The 21,374-nt window shown below is 63.0% G+C and carries 16 protein-coding genes; 9 read left to right on the top strand and 7 right to left on the bottom strand.

Features of this window, described 5'->3' with window-relative positions; all coding sequences use genetic code 11:
• Nucleotides 1–111: 111 nt before the first annotated feature.
• Nucleotides 112–4,611 carry a DEAD/DEAH box helicase gene (locus NA645_RS12465; protein WP_256049089.1) on the bottom strand — a complete coding sequence of 1,500 codons (4,500 nt, stop codon included), beginning with the start codon at nt 4,609–4,611 and terminating at the stop codon, nt 112–114.
• 472 nt (nt 4,612–5,083) lie between these two features.
• Here NA645_RS12465 and NA645_RS12460 point away from each other — a divergent pair, with 472 nt between their 5' ends.
• The 6 genes from NA645_RS12460 (at nt 5,084) to NA645_RS12435 (ending at nt 13,157) form a co-directional block, all read left to right on the top strand.
• Nucleotides 5,084–5,395 carry a hypothetical protein gene (locus NA645_RS12460; protein ID WP_256049088.1) on the top strand — a complete coding sequence of 104 codons (312 nt, stop codon included), beginning with the start codon at nt 5,084–5,086 and terminating at the stop codon, nt 5,393–5,395.
• Nucleotides 5,396–5,412: 17 nt separating this feature from the next.
• Nucleotides 5,413–6,108 (top strand): SDR family oxidoreductase, encoded by a 696-nt coding sequence (locus NA645_RS12455; protein ID WP_256049087.1) that lies wholly within the window; start codon nt 5,413–5,415, stop codon nt 6,106–6,108.
• A 384-nt stretch (nt 6,109–6,492) separates the two neighbouring features.
• Nucleotides 6,493–7,788 (top strand): ergothioneine biosynthesis protein EgtB, encoded by a 1,296-nt coding sequence (gene egtB / locus NA645_RS12450; RefSeq protein WP_256049086.1) that lies wholly within the window; start codon nt 6,493–6,495, stop codon nt 7,786–7,788.
• A 2-nt stretch (nt 7,789–7,790) separates the two neighbouring features.
• Entirely contained in the window at nt 7,791–8,756 is a 966-nt protein-coding gene (egtD, locus tag NA645_RS12445) for an L-histidine N(alpha)-methyltransferase (RefSeq protein WP_256049085.1), read from the top strand.
• The gene (locus tag NA645_RS12440) at nt 8,753–10,510 is read left to right on the top strand and encodes a S8/S53 family peptidase (protein WP_423836578.1); all 1,758 of its coding nucleotides are present in this window, start codon (nt 8,753–8,755) and stop codon (nt 10,508–10,510) included. Before egtD ends, NA645_RS12440 begins: the two co-directional genes overlap by 4 nt.
• Nucleotides 10,511–11,048: 538 nt before the next feature.
• Nucleotides 11,049–13,157 carry a glycoside hydrolase family 5 protein gene (locus tag NA645_RS12435; protein ID WP_256049084.1) on the top strand — a complete coding sequence of 703 codons (2,109 nt, stop codon included), beginning with the start codon at nt 11,049–11,051 and terminating at the stop codon, nt 13,155–13,157.
• 46 nt (nt 13,158–13,203) lie between these two features.
• On the opposite strand, the gene NA645_RS12430 is transcribed toward NA645_RS12435, so the two are convergent.
• Nucleotides 13,204–13,578 carry a transcriptional regulator gene (locus tag NA645_RS12430; protein ID WP_256049083.1) on the bottom strand — a complete coding sequence of 125 codons (375 nt, stop codon included), beginning with the start codon at nt 13,576–13,578 and terminating at the stop codon, nt 13,204–13,206.
• Between the two features lie 151 nt (nt 13,579–13,729).
• On the opposite strand from NA645_RS12430, the gene NA645_RS12425 reads away from it, so the two are divergent.
• On the top strand, nt 13,730–14,023 hold the full coding sequence (locus NA645_RS12425) for a DASH complex subunit DAD3 family protein (protein ID WP_256049082.1): 294 nt from the start codon (nt 13,730–13,732) through the stop codon (nt 14,021–14,023).
• Nucleotides 14,024–14,068: 45 nt separating this feature from the next.
• Here NA645_RS12425 and NA645_RS12420 read toward each other — a convergent pair whose 3' ends face one another.
• Nucleotides 14,069–15,415: a DEAD/DEAH box helicase gene (locus NA645_RS12420; protein WP_256049081.1), complete on the bottom strand. Its 1,347-nt coding sequence runs from the start codon at nt 15,413–15,415 to the stop codon at nt 14,069–14,071.
• A 214-nt stretch (nt 15,416–15,629) separates the two neighbouring features.
• Nucleotides 15,630–15,959, bottom strand: a complete 330-nt coding sequence (locus NA645_RS12415) for a 3-phosphoglycerate kinase (RefSeq protein WP_256049080.1) — start codon at nt 15,957–15,959, stop codon at nt 15,630–15,632.
• 62 nt (nt 15,960–16,021) lie between these two features.
• Here NA645_RS12415 and NA645_RS12410 point away from each other — a divergent pair, with 62 nt between their 5' ends.
• A complete protein-coding gene (locus NA645_RS12410) occupies nt 16,022–16,966 on the top strand; it encodes a LysR family transcriptional regulator (protein WP_256049079.1) in 945 nt (314 codons plus the stop codon).
• Nucleotides 16,963–17,514, top strand: a complete 552-nt coding sequence (locus tag NA645_RS12405; protein WP_256049078.1) for a peptidylprolyl isomerase — start codon at nt 16,963–16,965, stop codon at nt 17,512–17,514. The genes NA645_RS12410 and NA645_RS12405 overlap by 4 nt, the downstream gene beginning before the upstream one ends.
• 57 nt (nt 17,515–17,571) lie before the next feature.
• Here NA645_RS12405 and NA645_RS12400 read toward each other — a convergent pair whose 3' ends face one another.
• The 3 genes from NA645_RS12400 to NA645_RS12390 all read right to left on the bottom strand — a co-directional run bounded on the left by NA645_RS12400 (nt 17,572) and on the right by NA645_RS12390 (nt 21,254).
• Nucleotides 17,572–18,468, bottom strand: coding sequence for a CHAD domain-containing protein (locus NA645_RS12400; RefSeq protein WP_256049077.1), 897 nt, complete (start codon nt 18,466–18,468; stop codon nt 17,572–17,574).
• A 49-nt stretch (nt 18,469–18,517) separates the two neighbouring features.
• Nucleotides 18,518–19,783, bottom strand: coding sequence for an Hsp70 family protein (locus NA645_RS12395; RefSeq protein ID WP_256049076.1), 1,266 nt, complete (start codon nt 19,781–19,783; stop codon nt 18,518–18,520).
• A 124-nt stretch (nt 19,784–19,907) separates the two neighbouring features.
• Nucleotides 19,908–21,254, bottom strand: coding sequence for a spinster family MFS transporter (locus tag NA645_RS12390; protein ID WP_256049075.1), 1,347 nt, complete (start codon nt 21,252–21,254; stop codon nt 19,908–19,910).
• Nucleotides 21,255–21,374: the final 120 nt, after the last annotated feature.

Here is a 21,374-nt window from a genome sequence, read left to right as displayed (position 1 = left end):
GGCCTCCTACGAAAAGCAGCCGTGCATACAGCACCAAGAAGGCGCGACCCGCGGCGAATGCAGGCCGCAGGACTGCCGCTTGAAGCTTGCGGCTTGACGCTTCCAATACCGCTAGCGCCGCGCCACCGCTAGCAGTTGCCGCGCCTTGCGCTGATCCTCTTCGTCCAGTTCCGTCAGTAGTTCTGGCTTGCCGGCGATCAACAAGCCCAGCGGCACGCCGTCGCGATAGAGGATGCGGTTGCCCGCCACCGCTGACACGCGCTCACCGGGCAGCAAGGTGCCGACCTGGTTGAGCGGATCGACTGCCGAGACGGCGATCATTTCACCCGTCAGCGGTCGTTTGCGAACTTCACGCAGCAGGCCGACCGCTTCTGGCAAAGCGAACTGTTCACCCGGTACGCCCGCCACGAAGCGCCCGCCGCGAATCTCGCCACGCGCTTCGAGTCGGTGGTACACGCGCAGCAGCTCACGCCACGGCGGCAGCCAGTCCGCTTCCCGATCCAGCAGCCGCCAGAACACCACGCCGTAGCGGCGCAGCAGCGTCATGGCGATGTGTTCCAGCGCTTCGGGATCCAGCGCAGGCGGGCGCGGTGTGGCCGTTTCGACCGGTGGTTTCGTCCCCTTGCGAACCAGTGCCCAGCGTCCGGCATCAGCCATGCCGCCGATGAACGCGCCGCCGCGGCTCTGCCGAGCACCGCGTGACCGCTTGGCGGCGGGCGTCAGTAAGGCGCGCAGGCCAGCGAAGCTGTCGGCATTGACCAGCCCGACCGCGACCAGCTCACCGAGCGCATCTTCCAGTTCACTGCGCAGCAGATGCGCCTCCTGCTGCAATTCATCGAAGAACAGCGCGCCCTGCGCTTGCAGCGCCTCGAAGACCCGCTGCGCCCGTGACGAAAGTTCCGGCTGCGGCGCGTCGCCAGCCAGCGCGTACCAGGCAGCAAGGTGCCGGCGCGGCAACAACACGATGGGTGTGCCGCGTACCGGGCCGCTGCTGGCTTTGACCCGCCCGGCCAGGCGCGTCCAGACGATGCGCCCGGACCGGCAGAGTTCGTCCAGCCAGGTTCGACCGTAGTCCTGCAACCGAGCAGGCAGCAGGTCGCTCTCCCAAGCCCCGGCGGCGGCCTGGAAACCTTCGAACTGCTCGACCAGCGTGCCGAGCGCGTCGCGGCCCTGCATTTGCGTCGATTCGGACAGGTGCTGCCAGTCGAACAGAAAGCGCATGAAATCCGCGCGCTCTACCGGTTCGATCTCGCGGCGCAGGCGCTTGACGGTATAGCGATGGATGCGCGCCAGCAGGTGCCGCTCGCACCATTCATCTTCGCTCGCGCCAGGTGTGAACCGACCACGGAGCACGTAGCCTTCGGCCTCCAGACGGATCAGGGCGTGGGCTACGGCAGAGGCCGGCAAGGCCAACGGCCTGGCGATCAGCGAAACCGGTAAGGGTCCGAATCCGGTCAGCCGGGCGCGCGCCAGCTCCAATACGGCGGCGTCCTCGGTCGGCACTTCATCGAAGCCGGGCAAGGGCTGCAAGGCCGGTACAGGTGACGCGCCTGGGTAGATGGCCTGGCCGAGCGTTAGCCGTTCCAGCGGCAGCCAGAGCGCGCGATCCTGTGCGATCCGCAGTCGAGTAGCGCGGCCTCCCTGGGCCAGTTCATCCAGCCAGGCGGGCCAATCCTGCTCGGCCGATGCCTCGCTCTCGGCGATACCACCAAGGCCGACCAGCGCCTCATGCAACTCGTCCGGATTGCGCACCTGCGGCCAGGCTTGCTCGCGCACCGCTTCGATGGCGGCGGCATCCAGCGCGCCGAGGTCGTCGCTGGATTCCGGGTCGGTCCAGCGTCGATTGAGCACCGCCTGGGTGCGCCGTTCCTCTAAAGGCGCATCGTCGAGGAAGGCGTAGGGACGCGCGCCGAGCACCTCCATGGCCAGAGGTGACGGCGCCGGCAGGTCACGCGCCAGCAGCTCGATTTCGCCCGCATCGATGCGCCACAACAGTGCCAGCCAGCCTTCGCTGTCCATGGCTTCGTGCAGGCAGTCGTCCAGGGTCTGCGCCACCAGTGGATGCTCGGGAATCTCGCGCTCGCCGACGATGTTTTCCAGGCAGGCGACCTGATCGGGGAAGACGGTGGCGAGCAGATCCTCGCTCTTCATCCGCTGCAACTGCGGCGCTACCTTGCGCCCGCCGGCCATGCGCGGCAGCGCCAGGGCGGTGGTGGCGTTCCAGCGCCAGCGCACGCCGAACAGCGGTGCGTCGAGTAGCGCCTGGATCAGTACATGTTCGGCACTGTTCGGATGGAGATAACGCCAGACGTCATCAAGGGGAAAGCTGTGGCTGGTGGAAAGCGAAAAGATGATCGCGTCCTCCGTCGCTGCAGCCTGCAGTTCGAAGTTGAAGGTGCGGCAGAACCGCTTGCGCAGGGCCAGGCCCCAGGCGCGGTTGATCCGGCTGCCGTAGGGCGAATGGATGACCAGTTGGGTGCCGCCTGACTCATCGAAGAAGCGTTCCATGATCAGCCGGTTTTGCGTTGGCAGCGCGCCCAAAGCGGCACGCGCGCGGGCCAGGTATTCGACTATCTGCCGGGCGGCGGGATCTGGCAGGCCGAGGGTGTCGGTTAGCCAGTCAATGGCGGGAGTCAGGTCCAGCGTGCGCGCCGCTTCCCCCTCGCTCCGGCCCTCTCCCACAAGGGAAGAGGGAGACAAGCCTGCGGCCACCGAACTCCCAAGCGCCTCGCTGATTTGCGCTTTAGTAGGAGCGAGCTTGCTCGCGAATATCGAGGCCTCGGCTGCGTCAGGTTCGCGAGCAAGCTCGCTCCTACAAGGTCTGACGTCAGCCAAGCGCTCGTCGATTTCACCGCGAAGGCGAGCCACCGCAAACGACAACTCATCACTACGCCCCGGCGCTTCACCCAGCCAGAACGGAATGTTCGGCGGCTGGCCCTGGGCGTCTTCGACCCGTACCCGGCCAGACTCGATCTTGAGAATGCGATAGGACGTGTTGCCCAGCTGGAAGACATCGCCGGCCAGGCTTTCCACCGCGAAGTCTTCGTTCACCGTGCCGATGTTGAAGCCCTGGGGTTCGAGCAGCACCGCATAGTCGGCGTTGTCGGCAATGGTGCCGCCCGACGTCAACGCAGTCAGGCGCCCGCCGCGTCGGCCTCGCAGGCTGCGGCTGACCAGATCGCGATGCAGATAGGCCCCGCGCGCGCCATGGCGCGTGGTGTAGCCCTCGGCGAGCATCGCCAGTAATGCCTGATAGCTCGGTTCACTAAGCGTTGCAAAAGGCATGGCTCGGCGAATCAGCGCCAGCAGCGCATCCTCCTGCCATTCGCGGCACGACACCTCGGCGACGATCTGTTGCGCCAGCACGTCCAGCGGCGCTACGGGAATCGTCAGCGTATCCAACTCGCCACGGCGCACGCTGTCTAGCAAGGCGGCGCATTCGATCAGGTCGTCGCGCGAACTGGGAAACAGACGACCCTTGGACACGCCGCCAACTTGATGCCCGGCACGGCCGACGCGTTGCAGAAAAGCTGATATCGAGCGCGGCGAGCCCAACTGGCAGACCAGTTCCACATCACCGATATCGATGCCCAGCTCCAGCGAGGCGGTGGCCACCAACACCCGCAATTCGCCACGCTTGAGTTTCTGCTCGGCGTCCAGCCGCTGCTCGCGCGCCAGGCTGCCGTGATGGGCGGCGACCAGGGCAGTGCCGAGACGCTCGCTCAGATGTCGCGCGGCGCGTTCAGCCATTCGCCGCGTGTTGACGAAGACCAGCGTCGTGCGATGTTCGCCGGCCAGCGCCGCAAGTCGGTCATACACCAACTCCCATACCGCGTTGCTCATCACCGCTTCCAACGGCACCGGCGGCACCTCCAGCGCCAGGTCACGCGCGCGGCCATGGCCGATATCGACGATTTCGCAGCGCCGCCCGATGCCGACCAGGAAGTCCGCTACCGCTGCGATGGGTTTCTGCGTAGCCGACAGCCCGACGCGCACCAGCGGGCGCTGGCACAGCGCTTCCAACCGCTCCAGCGACAACGCCAGATGACTGCCACGCTTGTTGCCGGCGATGGCATGGATCTCGTCGACGATCACGCTGCGCACGCCCGTCAGCATCTGCCGACCGGATTCGGAACCCAACAGCACATAGAGAGACTCCGGCGTCGTCACCAGAATGTGCGGCACCCGCTTGCGCATCGCCGCCCGCTCGGCCTGCGACGTATCGCCGGTGCGCACGGCGGTGCGGATTTGCAGTGTCGGCAAATCGAGACGCTCCAGTTCGGCGGAGATACCCAACAGCGGTTGCTCGAGGTTCACCCGGATATCGTTGGACAGCGCCTTGAGCGGCGAGACGTAAAGCACGGCCGTTTCGTCCGCCAAGCCGCCCTCGGCCACGCTCTGCCGAACCAGTTGATCGATCGCGGCGAGAAAGGCCGTCAACGTCTTGCCCGAGCCGGTGGGAGCGGCGATCAACGTCGATTGACCGGAACGGATCAGGGGCCAGGCGGCAATTTGAGCCGACGTCGGTGAAGGGAAGCTGCGGCCGAACCAGCCAGCTACCGCTGGATGGAACGCGGTAACGGCGTCGTGCAGAGGAGAAGTTGGATTCATGCGCTTGAATATGCTGGCGCCGCGGCGCGGCTACAAGAGCAGACGGCCGCAGCCCGTCGCCTGCTCGGAAACGGCCGCTCGCCCTAGGGTCTGTTGACGTTTCGTACGCGGCCGCGCCGGAGCCTGTTTTTGCGCGAGGCAAGGCAGCGCCCGCTCCCGGCGGGCTTGCGGCATTCACTCCATCCATGGAGATCGCACGAGGAGTGAAGTTTGGTCGTTCCAAATAAACGACGAGAAACGCCGCATCGCGCAAAAAAAAGGCCCGGCCAGAAGGTTGCGCAGCAAATGGCGCCATGCGGCGTTGCGGGATTTGGCTGGGGAACGACGCGGCCGGCCCAGGCCGTTACCTTTGTCCCGCGCCTGGCGGAACGCCGTCCGGCCTGGCGCCATTTGGCGCAGCAACGCGGCTCGCGACGAAACGTCAACAGACCCTAGCGGTCAACTTGGAGACAGCCCGCCAATGGAGAGCACCATGAACACTCAACCCCTGACACTCGACGATGCGATGCAGCTGGTCACCGAAGCCTTCTTGCCGTGCGGCTGCGTGACCAGTGCCAACCCGGACGACGACAGTTTCGGCTTTACCGTGATGTCGAGCAGCGGTGCCGAGATGCTGCGCGTGCCCAGCGTGCCGCGTGAGGAATACAGCAGCGCGCAGCGACTCGGCAGCGTCATCGAGCAGGCGCGGCTCGACGTCGAAGACAAGGACCAGCGCCTCGAACCCTGGACCATGCCGGTGCTGACCGACGACACCGGCATTCCGGAAACCCCACCGAATTATTAATAGGGCCGGAGGTGACCATGAGCGATCCGGTTCTACTGATCACCGGCGCGTCTTCAGGTATCGGCGCGGCCACCGCGCGGCTCGCCGCCGAAGCCGGTTACCGCGTTGCGTTGGCAGCCCGCTCCGAACACAAGCTCGCGAAGCTGGTGGGCGAACTCGGCGGCCCGGAACGCGCCCTGGCGATCCGCTGTGACGTGAAGCAATACGCCGAACAGCAAGCCATGGTGCGGCAGGTGCTGGAGCATTTCGGCCAGCTCGACGCGGTCTACGCCAACGCCGGAATACCCGGCAGCGAAGGCGGCTTCAGCGGCGCCGACCCGGAAGTCTGGCGCGAGATGCTGCTGACAAACGTCTACGGCGTCGGGCTCACCCTGCGCTGCAGCATCGAGGCGCTCAAAGCCAGCCGCGGCCACTTGCTGTTGACGGGCTCGGCCGCCGGGCGCTTCGTCATTCCCGGTTCGATGTACAGCGCCAGCAAATGGGCGGTAACCGGTATGGGCCTCAGCGTGCGCGAGGAATTGCGCGGCACTGGCGTGCGGGTCACGTTGATCGAGCCGGGCATGGTCGACACGCCACTGTTCGACGAACCGCCAGCGTACGCGATGCAACCGGAGGACATCGGCCGGGCAGTGGTCTACGCGCTGTCGCAACCGGCGCATGTGGACGTCAACGAGATCCTTATCCGCCCTACTCCGCCGGTCGAAGAAGGCTAGGGGATTGTCCAAATGCTGAACGCGTAGGGCCGAATTCATTCGGCCGCAGTTTTGCGGAGGCCGAGCAATCTGCGAAGGCCGAACAAGTTCGGCCCTACGGTAGGCGCGCAATAGAACGGCAACAGCCTAGCCGGAGCCCGTTCGTTCGATCGAACGGAGGCGCCAGTGCTAGACCTACACCAAATGCCGAACTCATTCGGCCGCGGATGTGCGAAGGCGAGCAATGTTGGCGAAGGCCGAATAGGTTCGGCCCTACGGCAGGCGCGCGGCAGCGCTCTCGCATCCGCATCACAGAAACTTTTGCGCCTCGCTTCGGGTCGCTATAGAGGCGGTTTTCTGCCGTCCCCGGTCTCGATTAGCCGGGCATAAACAAGGGGGACGCCTATGGGCAACCTGGCAGAACGGCCAAACCAGCAACTGGCGCTCGCCGAACCGGATCACCTGCTGCAGCGCTTCCGGCAGGTACGCGCCACCAGCGAAGCGATCTGCGCACCCTTGCAGATCGAGGATTACGTCATCCAGAGCATGCCCGACGTCAGCCCGCCGAAATGGCACTTGGCGCACGTCAGCTGGTTCTTCGAAGCGTTCGTGCTCAAGCCGTATCTGGCTGGCTACAAGCCGCTTGATGCGGTCTATGACCACCTGTTCAATTCCTATTACGAAACCCATGGCACACCATTCCCACGCGCTCAGCGCGGGCTGATTTCACGGCCCGGCGTGGACGACGTCTACCGCTTTCGCCATTACGTCGATCAGGCGATGGGCGAGCTTCTGGCCAATCCACCCCAGCAGCATGCCGCTGAAATCCTGCGTCGGGTCGAGCTAGGCCTGGAGCATGAACAACAGCATCAGGAATTGCTGCTGATGGACATCAAGCACATCCTGGCGCAAAACCCTCTGCATCCGATCTATCGGAACGACCTGAAACCGGCACCGAAGCTGCACAACGACCGCCTGCGCTGGCACGACTATGGCGGCGGGGTGCGCCATATCGGCCACGAGGGCAACGGATTCGCCTTCGATTGCGAGACGCCGCGGCATCGGCAGTTCGTCGAGGATTTCCAGTTGGCCGATCGACCGGTGAGCAATCGCGAATACCTGTCGTTCATCGCCGATGGCGGTTACGCACGCAGTGAGCTGTGGTTGTCCGACGGTTGGGCACATATCCAACAGCACGGCTGGAACGCCCCGCTGTATTGGCACCGCGACGACGGCGCCTGGTACGAAATGACCCTTGGCGGGCTGCGGCCGCTGGATCTGGAGGCGCCGGTCTGCCACGTCAGTTTCTACGAGGCGGATGCCTATGCACGCTGGGCCGATGCCCGGCTGCCCAGCGAAGCCGAATGGGAGATCGCCGCGGTGGATCAGCCACTGCGCGGCAACTTCGTGGAAAACGACCACCTGCAACCGGTCGCAGCGAGCCGCCCCCATGAGGGGCCAGCGCAGTTGTTCGGCGATGTCTGGGAGTGGACGGCCAGCGCCTATCGCCCCTATCCCGGCTTCCGCCCGCTGGAAGGCAGCCTGGGTGAGTACAACGGTAAGTTCATGTCCGGCCAGATGGTGCTGCGCGGCGGTTGTTGCGCTACGCCGCAGGCCCATATCCGCGCCACCTACCGCAATTTTTTCCAGCCGGCCATGCGCTGGCAATTCGCCGGGCTGCGCCTGGCCAGGGAGCTATGACGATGGCACTTGCCGTGCATTTCCATGACCAGACCCAGCAACCTCATGAGGCCTCGTTGCGTGACGAAACGCTGGCCGCCTTCGCCGCCTCGCCGAAGCGTATCTCGCCGAAGTTCTTCTACGACCGGCGCGGATCGGAGCTTTTCGAGCAGATATGCCTGCAGCCCGAGTACTACCTGACCCGTACCGAGGAGCGCATTCTCGCCGACGCGGCGAACGACATCCGCGAGATCGCCGGCCCTCAGACCGACCTGATCGAGCTGGGCAGCGGTGCCAGCCGCAAGGTGCGCCTGCTGCTCGAAGGGCTGCGGCCGGTCAGTTATCTGGGCATCGACATCTCGGAGCAGTTCCTGCTGACCAGCACTCAGCGCCTGGCCGCCGACTATCCGTGGCTGGAAGTCCACGCCGCCTGCGCCGATTTCTCCGATGAGCTGACACTGCCGGACGACTTCACCATTCATCACCCGCTGGTGTTCTTTCCCGGCTCCAGCATCGGCAACTTCACACCCCTGCAAGCACGCAAATTGCTCGGGCATCTGCACGACATCCTTCCGCCCGGAGGCGGCGTGCTGATTGGCGTCGACCTAGTCAAGGACCGCGACGTGCTCGAAGCCGCCTACAACGACCGCGCGCATGTCACCGCGGCCTTCAACCTCAACCTACTGCGACGTATCCGTGAGGAACTGAGCAGCGATATCGATCCCTCACGTTTCGCTCACCGCGCCTTCTTCAACGAAAGCGACTCGCGCATCGAAATGCACCTGATCAGCCGCGAGGCGCAGGATGTGACCGTCGAAGGCCAGCGGTTTCACTTCGATGCCGGCGAAAGTCTGCACACTGAGAACTCCTACAAATACACGCTCGAATCCTTCGCCAACCTCGCCAACAGCGCCGGCTTCGATTGCAGCGGTCAATGGACCGATTCCGGCGAGCTGTTCAGCGTTCACTATCTGCAGCGTCAACGATGAAGGCAGCTCACCTCTGCGTATCGATCGGGCTTGCGCTGGGCCTGCTGAATCCAGGCTTGGCAATGGCGGAAACGGCTGCGCTGCGACTCAAGGAGATGCAGCGTTGCGGCGACCTCTTCTCGGTCGATCAGCTGACCTTCTGTCTGCGCGCAACCGGACTCGATGACGGTGACGTCAGGCTGATGCTGCGCGGCAAACCGGTCGAAGCCACCCGTTCGGATGACGGCAAGCTGCGGCTGTCATTGCGTAAGTCCGAGCACGAGAGCGGGCCGCTGTGGCTGGAGCAAGGCGAACGCCGCAGCAATCCGGTGTGGCTGACGATGAACGGGAGCCACGTGCTGGCGGCCGGACCTGACGAAGTGACCCAGAACATGGACGGGCTGAACACCTATGTCGATCTGATCAGCCTGATCATCGAGGAAGATCTCGACGGCCTGGACGCATCGAAGCGCCTGGCCAAGCGATATGGCGCCGAAGTGGTCGGCGCCATCGCACCGCTCAACACCTATCAGTTACGCCTACCGGTAAAGAACCTGACCGAGCGAGACGCCATGGTCCTGCGCCTGGGTAACGAAGTCGGCGTGGACGCGGTGGTAATCGAGGAGTCTGGCGCCGAGGAGCCCTTGGAACAGGACAAGCAGCCCAAGCCGCGCCACAGTGAATGGGTCGCCAACCGATACCTGGACGCCGTCGACTTTTACCAGCACCGCCTGCCATCCAAACAAACCCCGATCCAGACGCACCCCGTGCGAATCGGCATCATCGAGCGCAACGTCGATTTCGACGCGCCCGAGTTCGCGAGCTACCTGGGCGACTGCGACCCACGCAAGCCGCGCACATGCCTCTACGCCAGGGACGCCGAGGCGCCGGACGAACACGGCACAACCGTCACGGGCATCCTCGCCGCGCGCAGCACCGAGCCCAGCGACAGCGGTTTTCTCAGCGCACTGGAGCCAGCCAGCGCCGGCTTCGAGGTGATCGTCGAGCGCAACTCCGATGCCGGCATCACCGCCAATATCGCCGCGTCGGTCAATCTGGTCGAGGATGGCGTGCGCGTGCTGAATTGGAGCTGGGGCATCCACCGCATCGGCACGCGGGACGTGGACGGTGAGGAAGTCGGCTCGCTGATTCGTTCGGGCATCGCCATGAGCGGTTACGAAGAACTGCTCGAAGAATTCTTTCTCTGGTTGCGCCGCGAACACCCCGACGTGCTGGTGGTGAACTCCGCTGGCAATGGCTCGGCGCGCTCCAGCCTGGACGATTACCGCCTGCCATCTTCGTTCATTACGGAGCAATTGCTGGTAGTTGGCGGCCACCAGCGCAACGCCAAGCAGGACGTACCGGTGGAGCATCCGGAATACGTCACCAAGCGGCCTTCATCGAACGTCGACATGCGCGTCGACATCACCGCCTCGGCCTGCACGCGCGCCGCAACGCTGGAACCCGGCAAGCGCGGCGAAGTGCATTGCGGCACCTCGTACGCCACCCCGATGGTGACGGGCATCGTGGCGACGATGCTGTCGATCAATCCGCAGCTGGAACCGGATCAGGTGCGCGAGCTGCTGCGCCGCAGCGCATTGACCATTGGCCGCGACAGCGATTTCGAGCCAGTCGAAGCCGACGACCTGACCGCGCCGATTCTGCCTTCTGAGCGCAATTATCAGATGAACAATAAGGATGTCGGCCGCTCGGCCCGCCTGGACATGCGCCAGGCGCTGGAGCTGACTGTCGACAGCCTGGATCAGGTGCGCTGAGTCGCCGCCCAATCTAGCGAGTCAGCCCGCCCTGGGCTGATTCGCTTTTTCTTAACTCACCTGCCGATCAATAACGACTACTTGCGTCTCGCTTGTTAACCGCCCGTGCGCGACAGAAATATTCTGCAATAGACCAATAAAGCACGAACATGCCGCGGTGAAACAACAAGCGAAGCGATAAAACACGTGTCTATCTAAAGTCGATACTTTCAATTTAACTAAAAGACATATAAATCAATAACTTAACTATTTAATAAAATACTAGCTTATTGATATCAAATAATATCAATGTGGCAGCACATAACAAAAAACAAGGTTAACGTCGATTTGTCGGCGCCAAAATAATTTGGCTATCTGAACTTCCTTCTATATAAAGCCTATCCATGCAAAGCGAGCCAACGGTTTAACCGTTTCGCTGCTTTGTTGTGCGTGGGCGGCGTCGTCGGCAGTGCTTCGTTTGTTGCATCCCCTATGAATGCCTCCGCAATTTTTTAAAGGGCACCCGTGCCTTTTGTCGTATTAAGTTCCGGAGATATCAATGTCCCTCAAAGCAGTCTCGGGCGCACCAAGGACCATGCTCGGCGCCTTCATGCTGACCGCGATGTTCGGCTTCACTTCGGTGATCCAGGATGCCAACGCAGCTTCTTCTTCCGCTGCAAGCGCGACGAGGGCCGTCGCCATCGCGCAGGTCAACAATTTCACCAGTCCCGAGTGGAACAAGGGAACCTGGCGCCAATCGGCCGGTTTTTCCATCCCGGCGACAACGGCCAACAAGGCCGCATTCAAGAAAGGCGTACAGGTGCAGCTGGCGAACGGTGAGATTCGCAGCGTGAAGGTCGTCTATTTTTCCGGCGCCCACATGAGCGTGATGCTGTCGGGCGCAACGCTCAACGTTGCGGCCACCGGCTATCCGAAAACCGTCGCAGCCCTGGGCTCGGATGCAAGCTCGCAGATGATCACCGCACCGCAGCCGGCGCCCTCGACCAGCACGGCTGCGCATAGCAGCGCCATCAACAACTACACCAACAGCGATTGGCAGAACGGCGTGTGGCGCAAGTCGGCAGGTTTATCGATTCCAACAAGCAGTGCCAACCGCTCCGCATTCAAGGTTGGCGCCTCGGTGAAGCTGGCGGACGGACAGGTACGCAAAATCAATGCGGTGTATGTGTCCGGCAACAATATGAGCGTGATGCTCTCAGGCGCGGCATTGAGCGGCAAACTCGGCTATCCGAACAAACTGTTCTCTGTAACCAGCAGCACCGCTCCGGCTCCGGCTCCGACTCCGGCTGCACCCAGCCAGCCCTCCGGACCCGTCGTCACCGCGCCTTCTAACAGTTCATCCTCTTCCCTGACGATCGCGCTGAATTCCTTCAACGGCGGCGACTTCGTTAACGGCGTCTACAACACCAGCAAGTTCGTAGGCATTTCGGTCAAGGCGAATGCACAGAACAAGGCGGCATTCCACAAGGGCGCAAAGGTCAGGTTTGCCGATGGTCAGGTACGCACCATCAACCTGATCTATTACTCGGGCGGCGATATGACCGTGATGATGGACGGTGGCGCCATCAACGGGAAGGCCGTGGGTTACCCGCGAACCGTGTCGGTCAGCAGCACCGGTTTCAGCCAGGCAAGCCCAGGCACCGGTAGTACCGCTCCCACCACGAACACACCTCCGGCAAACCCCATCAACCTGGTCGGTATCAACCTGGCCGGTGCCGAGTTTGGTGCTGACGTCGCCCTGCCCGGGACATACCTAAAGCACTACATCTATCCGGGCGAAGCTGACTTCAAGCGCTACGCCGAACGCAACCTGAAGCTGGTACGTCTGCCATTTCGTTGGGAACGGATTCAACCGAGGCTCAACGGCGAACTGAACAGCGTCGAGCTGGCACGAATGATGGCGACCCTTGACCATGCAAAGAAGTACAACATGCAGGTCATCCTCGACATGCATAACTACTACCGCTACTTCGGCAAGATGATCGGTTCCAACGAAGTACCCGTCAGCGCCTTTGCCGACGCCTGGCGACGCATTGCACAAAAGGTCGCCAGCCACCCAGCAGTGTATGGCTATGGACTGATGAACGAGCCACACACCACAAACGGCAAATGGCCCGCCGCAGCCTTGGCCGCGGCTAAGAGCATCCGCACCATCGACTCGACTCGCTGGGTGGTTGTCGCCGGTGACCGCTGGTCCAGCGCTTTCCACTGGCCGTCCTATAACACCCAATTGGTTAACGACCCCTGGATGCGTGATTCGAAAAATAATCTGGTGTTCGAAGCCCACCTGTACTTCGACAAGGACTATTCGGGCTACTACACCAACAGAAAAGAGGTCTACGATCCGATGATCGGGGTGGTTCGTGCCAAGCCCTTCGTCGAGTGGCTTAGCAAAAACAAGCTGCGTGGTTTCATCGGTGAACACGGCGCGCCGGATTTTTCGCCTTCGGCAATCGTAGCGACCGATAACCTGCTGAAGTATCTCAACCAGCACTGCATCCCAAGTACCTACTGGGCCGCCGGTCCATGGTGGGGCGACTACGCACTGTCGCTGGATGTGAAAAGCGGCAAGCCACGCCCGCAACTGCCGGTTCTGCAGAAGCACGCTGCAAACAAATCCTGCGGGACCATCGGCCCGCTGCAGTAGCGCTCGACACAACGCCCCGCATCAGCGGGGCGTTGTACATCTGGTGCTAGCCAACCAACCCGTCGAAGACTTCCGGCGTCAACGCAGCCTCGCCTTTGTCATCCAGGCGCTGGCGATGCGCAGCCGCCGCAGTCTCGCCTTCGAGCATTTCAAGGAGCCGCGAGCCCCGCTCGGTCAGGACGAAATTCTCGCCATTGCCGCCCTGCTCTTCCGGACGCGACACCATGAATCCGCCTTCGAACAGCAGGCTTTCATAGTTCTGCGCGTCTGCCTTGAGCGAATCGATATTGGGCAGCGGCTGGCCGGCATCCGCCATGGCGATCGCATGTTCGTCGGCATAATGGCGCGGCGCGAAGGCCTCGTTGCCGGGCTTTTGCGCTTCGCGCAGCAGGCGCAGCATCAGGTCCCAGTTGTAGGTCATGTCCGTTCTCCCGTTGCACCGCATCGCACGCGGCTCTTGCTAATACGGACCCTGCCGGCGGCGGCATGGTTCGATCACCAGCACATCGGAAAGGGCTGAACCAAAGCGCTCGGATGGCATCCACCGAACAGGTCGCAACGGAGCACATGCCATGAAATACCTGATGATTCCCCTCGCCGCCGCCCTGCTGGCCAGCCAGCCGGCACTGGCCGAATGCACCACGGATCAGATAAATGCCAAGGCCGAACAGCTGGCCGAGCGCGTCAACCAGCTGACCGAGAACGATCCCGAGCGTGCTGCGGAGATCAATGAGCAATTGCGGGAGATGGAGGTCAAGCGAACCGCCGACGAACTGGGCGATGAATGTCAGGCGTACGACCGACGCCTGCAGCATGTAGAGGAAGCGGAGAAAAAGGCCGATATCGCACCGGCGGAGAAACGCTGACGGGCATGCGAAGGGCCGGGGCTTGGTCGCCCCGGCGTGCAGGTCTTACTCGGCGGCGGGCTTCTTGCGCCGCAGCGGTGCCATGCCGTCCTGACTGACGACCTGCGAGGCCGGCGCTTCGCGTTTGGCGTTTTTCGGTCGCTTGGCCGTCGGTTTTGATGCCACTTTGGTTTTCTTGTCGGCGGCCTTCTTCTTCTCGTCCTTTTTCTTCTTGGTGCCGGCCGCCTTGCCGGATGCCTTGAGGTTCTTCGGGCCCATGTAGCTGCCCTTCAGGCCCTTGATCACGCGGCGCTCGAAGCGCTGCTTGAGGTAGCGTTCGATGCTCGACATCAGGTTCCAGTCGTTGTGGCAGATCAGCGAGATCGCCAGCCCTTCGGCACCCGCGCGCCCGGTCCGGCCAATGCGATGTACGTATTCATCGCCGGAGCGGGGCATGTCGAAGTTGATCACCAGATCCAGGCCTTCGATATCTAGGCCGCGCGCCGCCACATCGGTCGCCACCAGCACCTTCACGCCGCCTTCCTTGACGCGGTCGATGGCCAGCTTGCGGTCCTTCTGGTCCTTGTCCCCGTGCAGCACGTAGGCCTTGACACCCTCGGCCACCAAGCGCCCATAAAGACGGTCGGCCTGCACACGAGTATTGGTGAAGATCACGGCCTTCTTGTAGGTCTCGTTGGCCAGCAGCCAGTGCACGAGCTTTTCCTTATGCTCGACGCTTTCGGCGGTGATGATCTGCTGGCGAGTGCCTTCGTTGAGCTCGCTGACGCGGTTGAGCTGAAGGTGCAGCGGATCGCGCAGCACGCTGGCGGCCATCTCGCGCAGGGCCGCGCCGCCGCTAGTGGCGGAGAACAGCAGGGTCTGCTGGCGCTTGGCACATTCGCCCACCAGCCGCTGCACGTCGTCGGCGAAACCCATATCCAGCATGCGGTCGGCTTCATCGAGGATCAGCAGTTCGACGTCCTTGAGGATCAGCGTGCCAGCATTGAGGTGCTCGATCATCCGCCCCGGCGTGCCGATGAGGATGTCCGGCACCTTGCGCAGGATTGCCGCCTGGACCTTGAAGTCCTCGCCGCCGGTGATCATCGCCGACTTGATGAAGGTGAACTGCGAGAAGCGCTCGACTTCCTTGAGGGTCTGCTGGGCCAGTTCACGGGTCGGTAGCAGAATCAGTGCGCGCACGTCGGTGCGCACCACCGCATCGCCGATCAGCCGGTTGAGCATCGGCAGCACGAACGCCGCCGTCTTGCCGCTGCCGGTCTGCGCCGTCACCCGCAGGTCGCGCCCTTCCAGCGCCGGGGGGATGGCCGCGGCCTGCACCGGCGTCGGCTCGACGAATTTGAGTTCGGCGACCGCCTTGAGCAGGCGTTCATGCAGGGCGAATTGGTCAAACAAGGGGGACACCTCAAGGTCGAAAAACGTCGCATAGATTAACGCGTCCGGCCGGTGGAAAGGCGGCTTTATGCAGCGCGACGATCGACCGGATCTTCGATCGAGCCCGTCGCGGACGGATGCGCCCGCGCGAACGCGATTAAGGAGTGAACATTGGGGGCGCGCTCAGCCGAGCCTCGGAAGCCGGCCGCGTCCCGATCGGCTCAGCGTGCGAACCTCATTGCGGCTCGCAGGTCAGCTTGATACGCAAGCGGATCACATCGCGCTTGAACTTGGCGGTCAGCGGCTTGCGCTCGCCAGCCTCGAGCGTGGTACGACGGGTACGCGGTGCTTCCGGGCCGTTGCGAAACACAGCCGAGCAGCTCACAGGGCGCTCGCCGAAGTTCTGCAACAGCAGACCGGCCATGTCCCGGTCGATGGTTTCGGTGGTAGCCAGCACTTCGGCGCCATTGAGCTGCTGCTCCAGTTCCACCGGATAGCTGACGGCCAGGGCGCTCAGTGGGATGATTGCGAGCGAAGCGAGCGCGGCGAAGCGTATTTTTTTCATTTATGCGGGCTCCTCATGAAGACGTGCAGCGTACCAGACAGACGCGACAGGAAAATAATGGAATGAAAGTGCCACGCGTGACCCTCGATCAATGGCGAACCCTGCAGGCGGTGATCGATCACGGCGGCTTTGCCCAGGCGGCGGAGATGCTGCATCGCTCGCAGTCGTCGGTCAGCTATACCGTGGCGCGTATGCAGGAACAGCTCGGCGTGCCGCTGTTGCGCATCGATGGTCGCAAGGCGGTGCTCACCGATGCCGGCGAGGTGCTGTTGCGCCGCTCGCGGCAGTTGGTGGTCCAGGCCGGACAGCTCGAAGAGCTGGCGCATCACATGGAACAGGGATGGGAAGCCGAAGTGCGCCTGGTGGTGGACGCCGCCTACCCCAACGCCAAGCTGATCCGCGCGTTGACCGCCTTCATGCCGCAAAGCCAGGGCTGCCGGGTGCGATTACGCGAAGAGGTGCTGTCGGGCGTCGAAGACGTGCTCAGGGATGGCACCGCCGACCTGGCAATCACCAGTCTGGACATCACCGGCTACCTCGGTGCCGAACTGGGCAGCGTTGAGTTCGTTGCCGTCGCCCATGCCGACCATTCGCTGCACCAGTTGCAGCGCAAGCTCAGCGTGCAGGATCTGCAGAATCAGATGCAGGTGGTGGTGCGCGATTCCGGCCAACGTCAGCCGCGCGACGCCGGTTGGCTGGGCGCCGAGCAACGCTGGACCGTCGGCAGCCTGGCCACCTCGGTCGCCTTCGTCAGCAGCGGCCTGGGTTTCGCCTGGCTGCCGCGACACATGATCGGCCGCGAGCTGGCCGAAGGCGTGCTCAAGCCGCTGCCGTTGATCCAGGGCAGCATTCGCCGCCCGTTGTTCTATCTCTACACTAACCCCGACAAGTCGCTCGGCCCGGCAACGCAGATTCTCATCGACCTGATCAAGACGTACGATGCGCAATCGCCGTCTGCCAATGGCCGACCGGCCCAGGCTTCCACCCTCAACAGGACTACACCATGAAACGACTCGTACTCGCCGCCTGCTCGCTGTTGCTCGCCGGAAACCTCCTGGCGGCAGACAATCCACACGTGCTGCTGAACACCAGCATGGGCGAAATCGAAATCGAGCTTGAAGCCGAGAAGGCACCGATCAGCGTGAAGAACTTTCTCAGCTATGTCGAAAGCGGCTTCTACGATGGCACGGTGTTCCACCGCGTGATCCCCGGTTTCATGATCCAGGGCGGTGGCTTCAACGAAGGCCTGGGCCAGAAGAAGACCGGCGAGCCGATCAAGAACGAAGCCGACAACGGTCTGCACAACGTTCGCGGAACCTTGGCGATGGCCCGCACACAGAACGTCAACTCGGCCACCAGCCAGTTCTTCATCAACCACCGCGACAATGACTTCCTCGACCACGGCGGCCGCGATTTCGGCTATGCGGTGTTCGGCAAGGTGGTGCGCGGAATGGATGTGGTCGATCAGATTGCCCAGGTGCCGACCGGCAACCGCAGCATGATGCAGAACGTCCCGCTGCAGCCGGTGACGATCGTTTCCGCGAAGAAGCTCTAACCTCGATTCCCCCTTCCACTGCCGGCGTTCGGCCTCATGGCCGGGCGCCTGGTGCAGTCAGGCCTCGGCGGTTTCCCAGTAGCGCTGCCAGCGCGCCACCAGATCTCGCGGTGCCTCCAGATAGAGCTCATCACCCAGCGCCAGCGCGTCGCGCTGCATTTCACTACGCCGCTGAACGATCAAATCGCCGAGCCGCTCACGTAGCGCCTGGTCACCGAAGAGCGGCGGCTGCGACTGAATCAACTGCTGCATCATGGCCAGGTCATGATCGTCGCCGAGCAGATCGGCCAGACGCTTGAGCGAGTCGCTGCGCAGCTGCATTAGCGTCGGCCAGCTCGGAGCCAGTAGCCGCGTCTGATACCAGTGATCCTTGACCCGTTTGCGCCATTCATGGAACTGCTCGTCGCTCGGTTCGAGTTTGACCTTGGCCAGCTCGGCGCACCCGTCAGCGTAGGTGCGTTCCACGCCGGCGGCCAACAGCTCGAAACTTTCGGCGCTCAATGGCCAGCTGTCGATACAGGCGCTGGCATTGCGCAGTTCATCGATCGCCTGGGCAATACGGGCATCCAGGTCGACGGCATCGCCTTCGCCCTGCCTGGCTCTTGCCTGCAGGCGCCGACGGATCTGTTTGAAGCGCGCCTCGGCAAACAGCTTAGGGAACCGCTCGCTCAGCAGATCCCAGCTTTCCAGCATGGCGGTGGCGTCGCGAGATTCGGCCAGCGCGCGGCCAAGATCGCGCAGGCGCTGATTCTCGCGCTTGAACTCAGCACCCAAGGGCTTTCGCACCAATCGCAGCAACGCGCGCAATTCCTTGAAGCGCTTGCGCGCCTGATGCACACCCTCGGCTCGCTCGGCAGCTGGCACGCTCAGTGCCTCGATGGCTTTATCGATGCGCTGTCGAGCGACCTTGCGCACCTCGGCGGCGGGACCTTGCGGACGAAGTGTGTAAACCATGAAAGCTCCCAACAGGCCCGCGAGTGCCGGACAGGGGCTCACGGGGAAATCAACCGTAGCGTTTCTTCGCTTCGATGGCCAAGCCGCTGCCGATACTGCCGAAGCGGTTGCCTTCGACATGACGGGCGCTTGGCAACAGTGCGGCGATGCGCTGGCGCAGTGCTGGTATCGCGCTGGAGCCGCCGGTGAAGAACACCGTGTCGATGTCATCGTGCTTGAGCCCGGCACTGGCCGGCAATTGACTGACATTGCTGCGGATTCGTTCGAGCAGCGGGTCGATGGCCGTTTCGAAGCCGTCGCGAGTCAGACTCGCCTGCAGCCCCGCTTCGATCCGCGCGAAGTCGATGAGATAGCGGTCTTGCTCGGTCAGCTCGATCTTGCCCTGCTCCACCTGCATCGCCAGCCAATGCCCGGCGCGTTGTTCGATGAGATTAAACAGCCGGTCGATCCCGGTGGGGTCGACAATGTCGTAGCGCATGTTCTGCAGCGCACGCAGCGAAGCCTGGGCATAGACCGCGTTGATGGTGTGCCAGGTGGCGAGGTTGAGGTGCGTGCTGGTAGGCATCGGTGCATCGCTTTTCATCCGGCTGCCATAGCCGAACAACGGCATTACGCCCTGCAGGCTGAGCTGCTTGTCGAAATCGGTGCCGCCAATGTGCACGCCCGAGGTGGCGAGAATGTCGCCCTGTCGATCGTCGATCTGACGTCGCTCCGGCGACAGGCGCACCAGGGAAAAGTCCGACGTTCCGCCGCCGATATCGACGATCAATACGCGCTCTTCCCGTTCGATGCGCGATTCGTAGTCGAAAGCCGCGGCGATGGGTTCGTACTGGAACGAGACGTCCTTGAAGCCGATCTTCTTCGCCGCTGCGGCCAGGGTGTCGGCGGCCTCCTTGTCCGCCTGCGGGTCGTCGTCGACGAAGAACACCGGACGGCCCAGTACTACCTCGTCGAAGGCTCGATCGGCACTGGTTTCGGCGCGCTGTTTGAGCGTCCCGAGGAACAGCCCGAGGATGTCCTTGAACGGCATGGCGCTGCCCAGCACCGTGGTTTCGCTCTTCAGCAGCTTGGAGCCCAGCAGGCTCTTGAGCGAGCGCATCAACCGCCCTTCGTAGCCCTCCAGGTATTCGGCCAAGGCCAGCCGGCCATATACCGGACGACGTTCTTCGACATTGAAGAAGACCACCGAAGGCAAGGTGTATTGATCGTCCTCGAGTGCAATCAGCGGCTCGCAGGCGGGGCGCCACCAGCCGACAGTGGAATTGGAGGTGCCGAAGTCGATGCCGCAGGCGCGGGCGGGAGACGAGGTGTGCATATGCGATCCGGACTGCCAAAACGGCCGCGCAGTTTATGCGAGCCTGCCGGCAAATGCAGGCCAATCGTCGGGGGGATAGCTGGGCCCATCGACAGCGCGGCTGCGCTGTCGATGGGGAGGCGAATCAGGCCAGTGCCGCTTCCGCTTCGCTGGCAGACTGACTCATGCCGTCGGTCATGCGCTTGGCGTCGTGACAGAAGGTCCGTGAGGCCTGGAACAGGAAGGCCATGGTCAGCAGCAATGACGCCGGGATCAGGTACATCGCACCGTGCAGACCCTCGGCGCGGAACGCTTCGCTCATCTCGCTGGCGCCCGCGGCGAGCATTGCCGACTCGGCGAAATGATCCGACAACAGCCCCACCACCACCGTGCCCATGCCACCCCCGAGCAGGTACAGACCAGCAAAGAACAGCGCCATGGCAGTGGCGCGCAAACGTGGCTCGACCACATCCTGAATGGCGGTGTAAACGCAGGTGTAGAAGTTGTAGGAGAACAGCCAGCCGATGCTGAAGACCGCGACGAACACGCCGACCTCGATGCGCCCCGCCAGCAGCGCGTAACCGGTGGCGAGCGTAGCGATGAACATGCTCACCGCCGCGAAAATCAGCCGGCCACGGGCGAAACGCTGATGGATCTTGTCGGCAACCCAGCCGCCAAAGGTCAGCCCGACCAGACCGGTGAGACCGACGATGACGCCGGTGGCAATCGATGCCTCGACCAACGGCACCGCGTGATAGCGCATCAGCAACGGCACCATGAACGCGTTACAGGCGTAAGTCGCGAAGTTGAACGCCAGACCGGCCAGCACCAGCCACCAGAAGGTACGGATCGCCAACACCTTACGCACCGGTTGCTGCACCCGCTCCTGGGACACCTTCACCGTCTCGGCGGCGCCACGCTGCGGCTCTTTGACGAAGAAGATGAACACCGCCAGCACCAATCCAGGCACGGCGGCGATGAAGAACGGCGCGCGCCAGCTGCCGAAATACTCGACCATCGAGCCGATGGTGAAAAAGGCCAGCAGCAGCCCAAGCGGCAGGCCGAGCATGAAGATGCCCATGGCACGAGCGCGTTTGTGCGCCGGGAACAGATCGCCGATCAGCGAGTTGGCCGCCGGGGCATAGCTGGCTTCGCCGATGCCGATACCCATGCGCACCAGCAGAAAGCTCCAGAAGTTCCAGGCCAAGCCGTTGACTGCCGTCAAGCCGCTCCAGGCGGTCAGGCCCCAGCCCATGATCTTGCGGCGCGAGCCAATGTCGGCCATGCGCCCCAGCGGTACTCCGGCTATCGCATAGACGATAGTGAACGCGGTGCCGATCAGGCCGAGCTGGAAGTCGTTGAGGTTCCATTCCAGGCGTATGGGCTCAGCGATGATGGCGGGAATGGTGCGGTCGAAGAAATTGAACAGGTTGGCCAGAAATAGCAGGAACAGGACGCGCCAGGCGTTCGCGGCTTGGTTGGATGGCTGCATGACGTCGCTCTCGATTTATTGTTATAGGCCGACCATGGAGTCAATCGGCTCTCCTGCGAATGACTCTAGAGCTCCTTCACGCTTCTGTCTGTCAACATCATTCCCGCTTATGCCGGGCGA

Source organism: Stutzerimonas stutzeri, from assembly GCF_024448955.1.
Taxonomy (GTDB): Bacteria; Pseudomonadota; Gammaproteobacteria; order Pseudomonadales; family Pseudomonadaceae; genus Stutzerimonas; species Stutzerimonas stutzeri_AQ.
The sequence above is the reverse complement of the archived record's forward strand: the minus strand, read 5'-3'. Positions and strand labels throughout refer to the sequence as shown.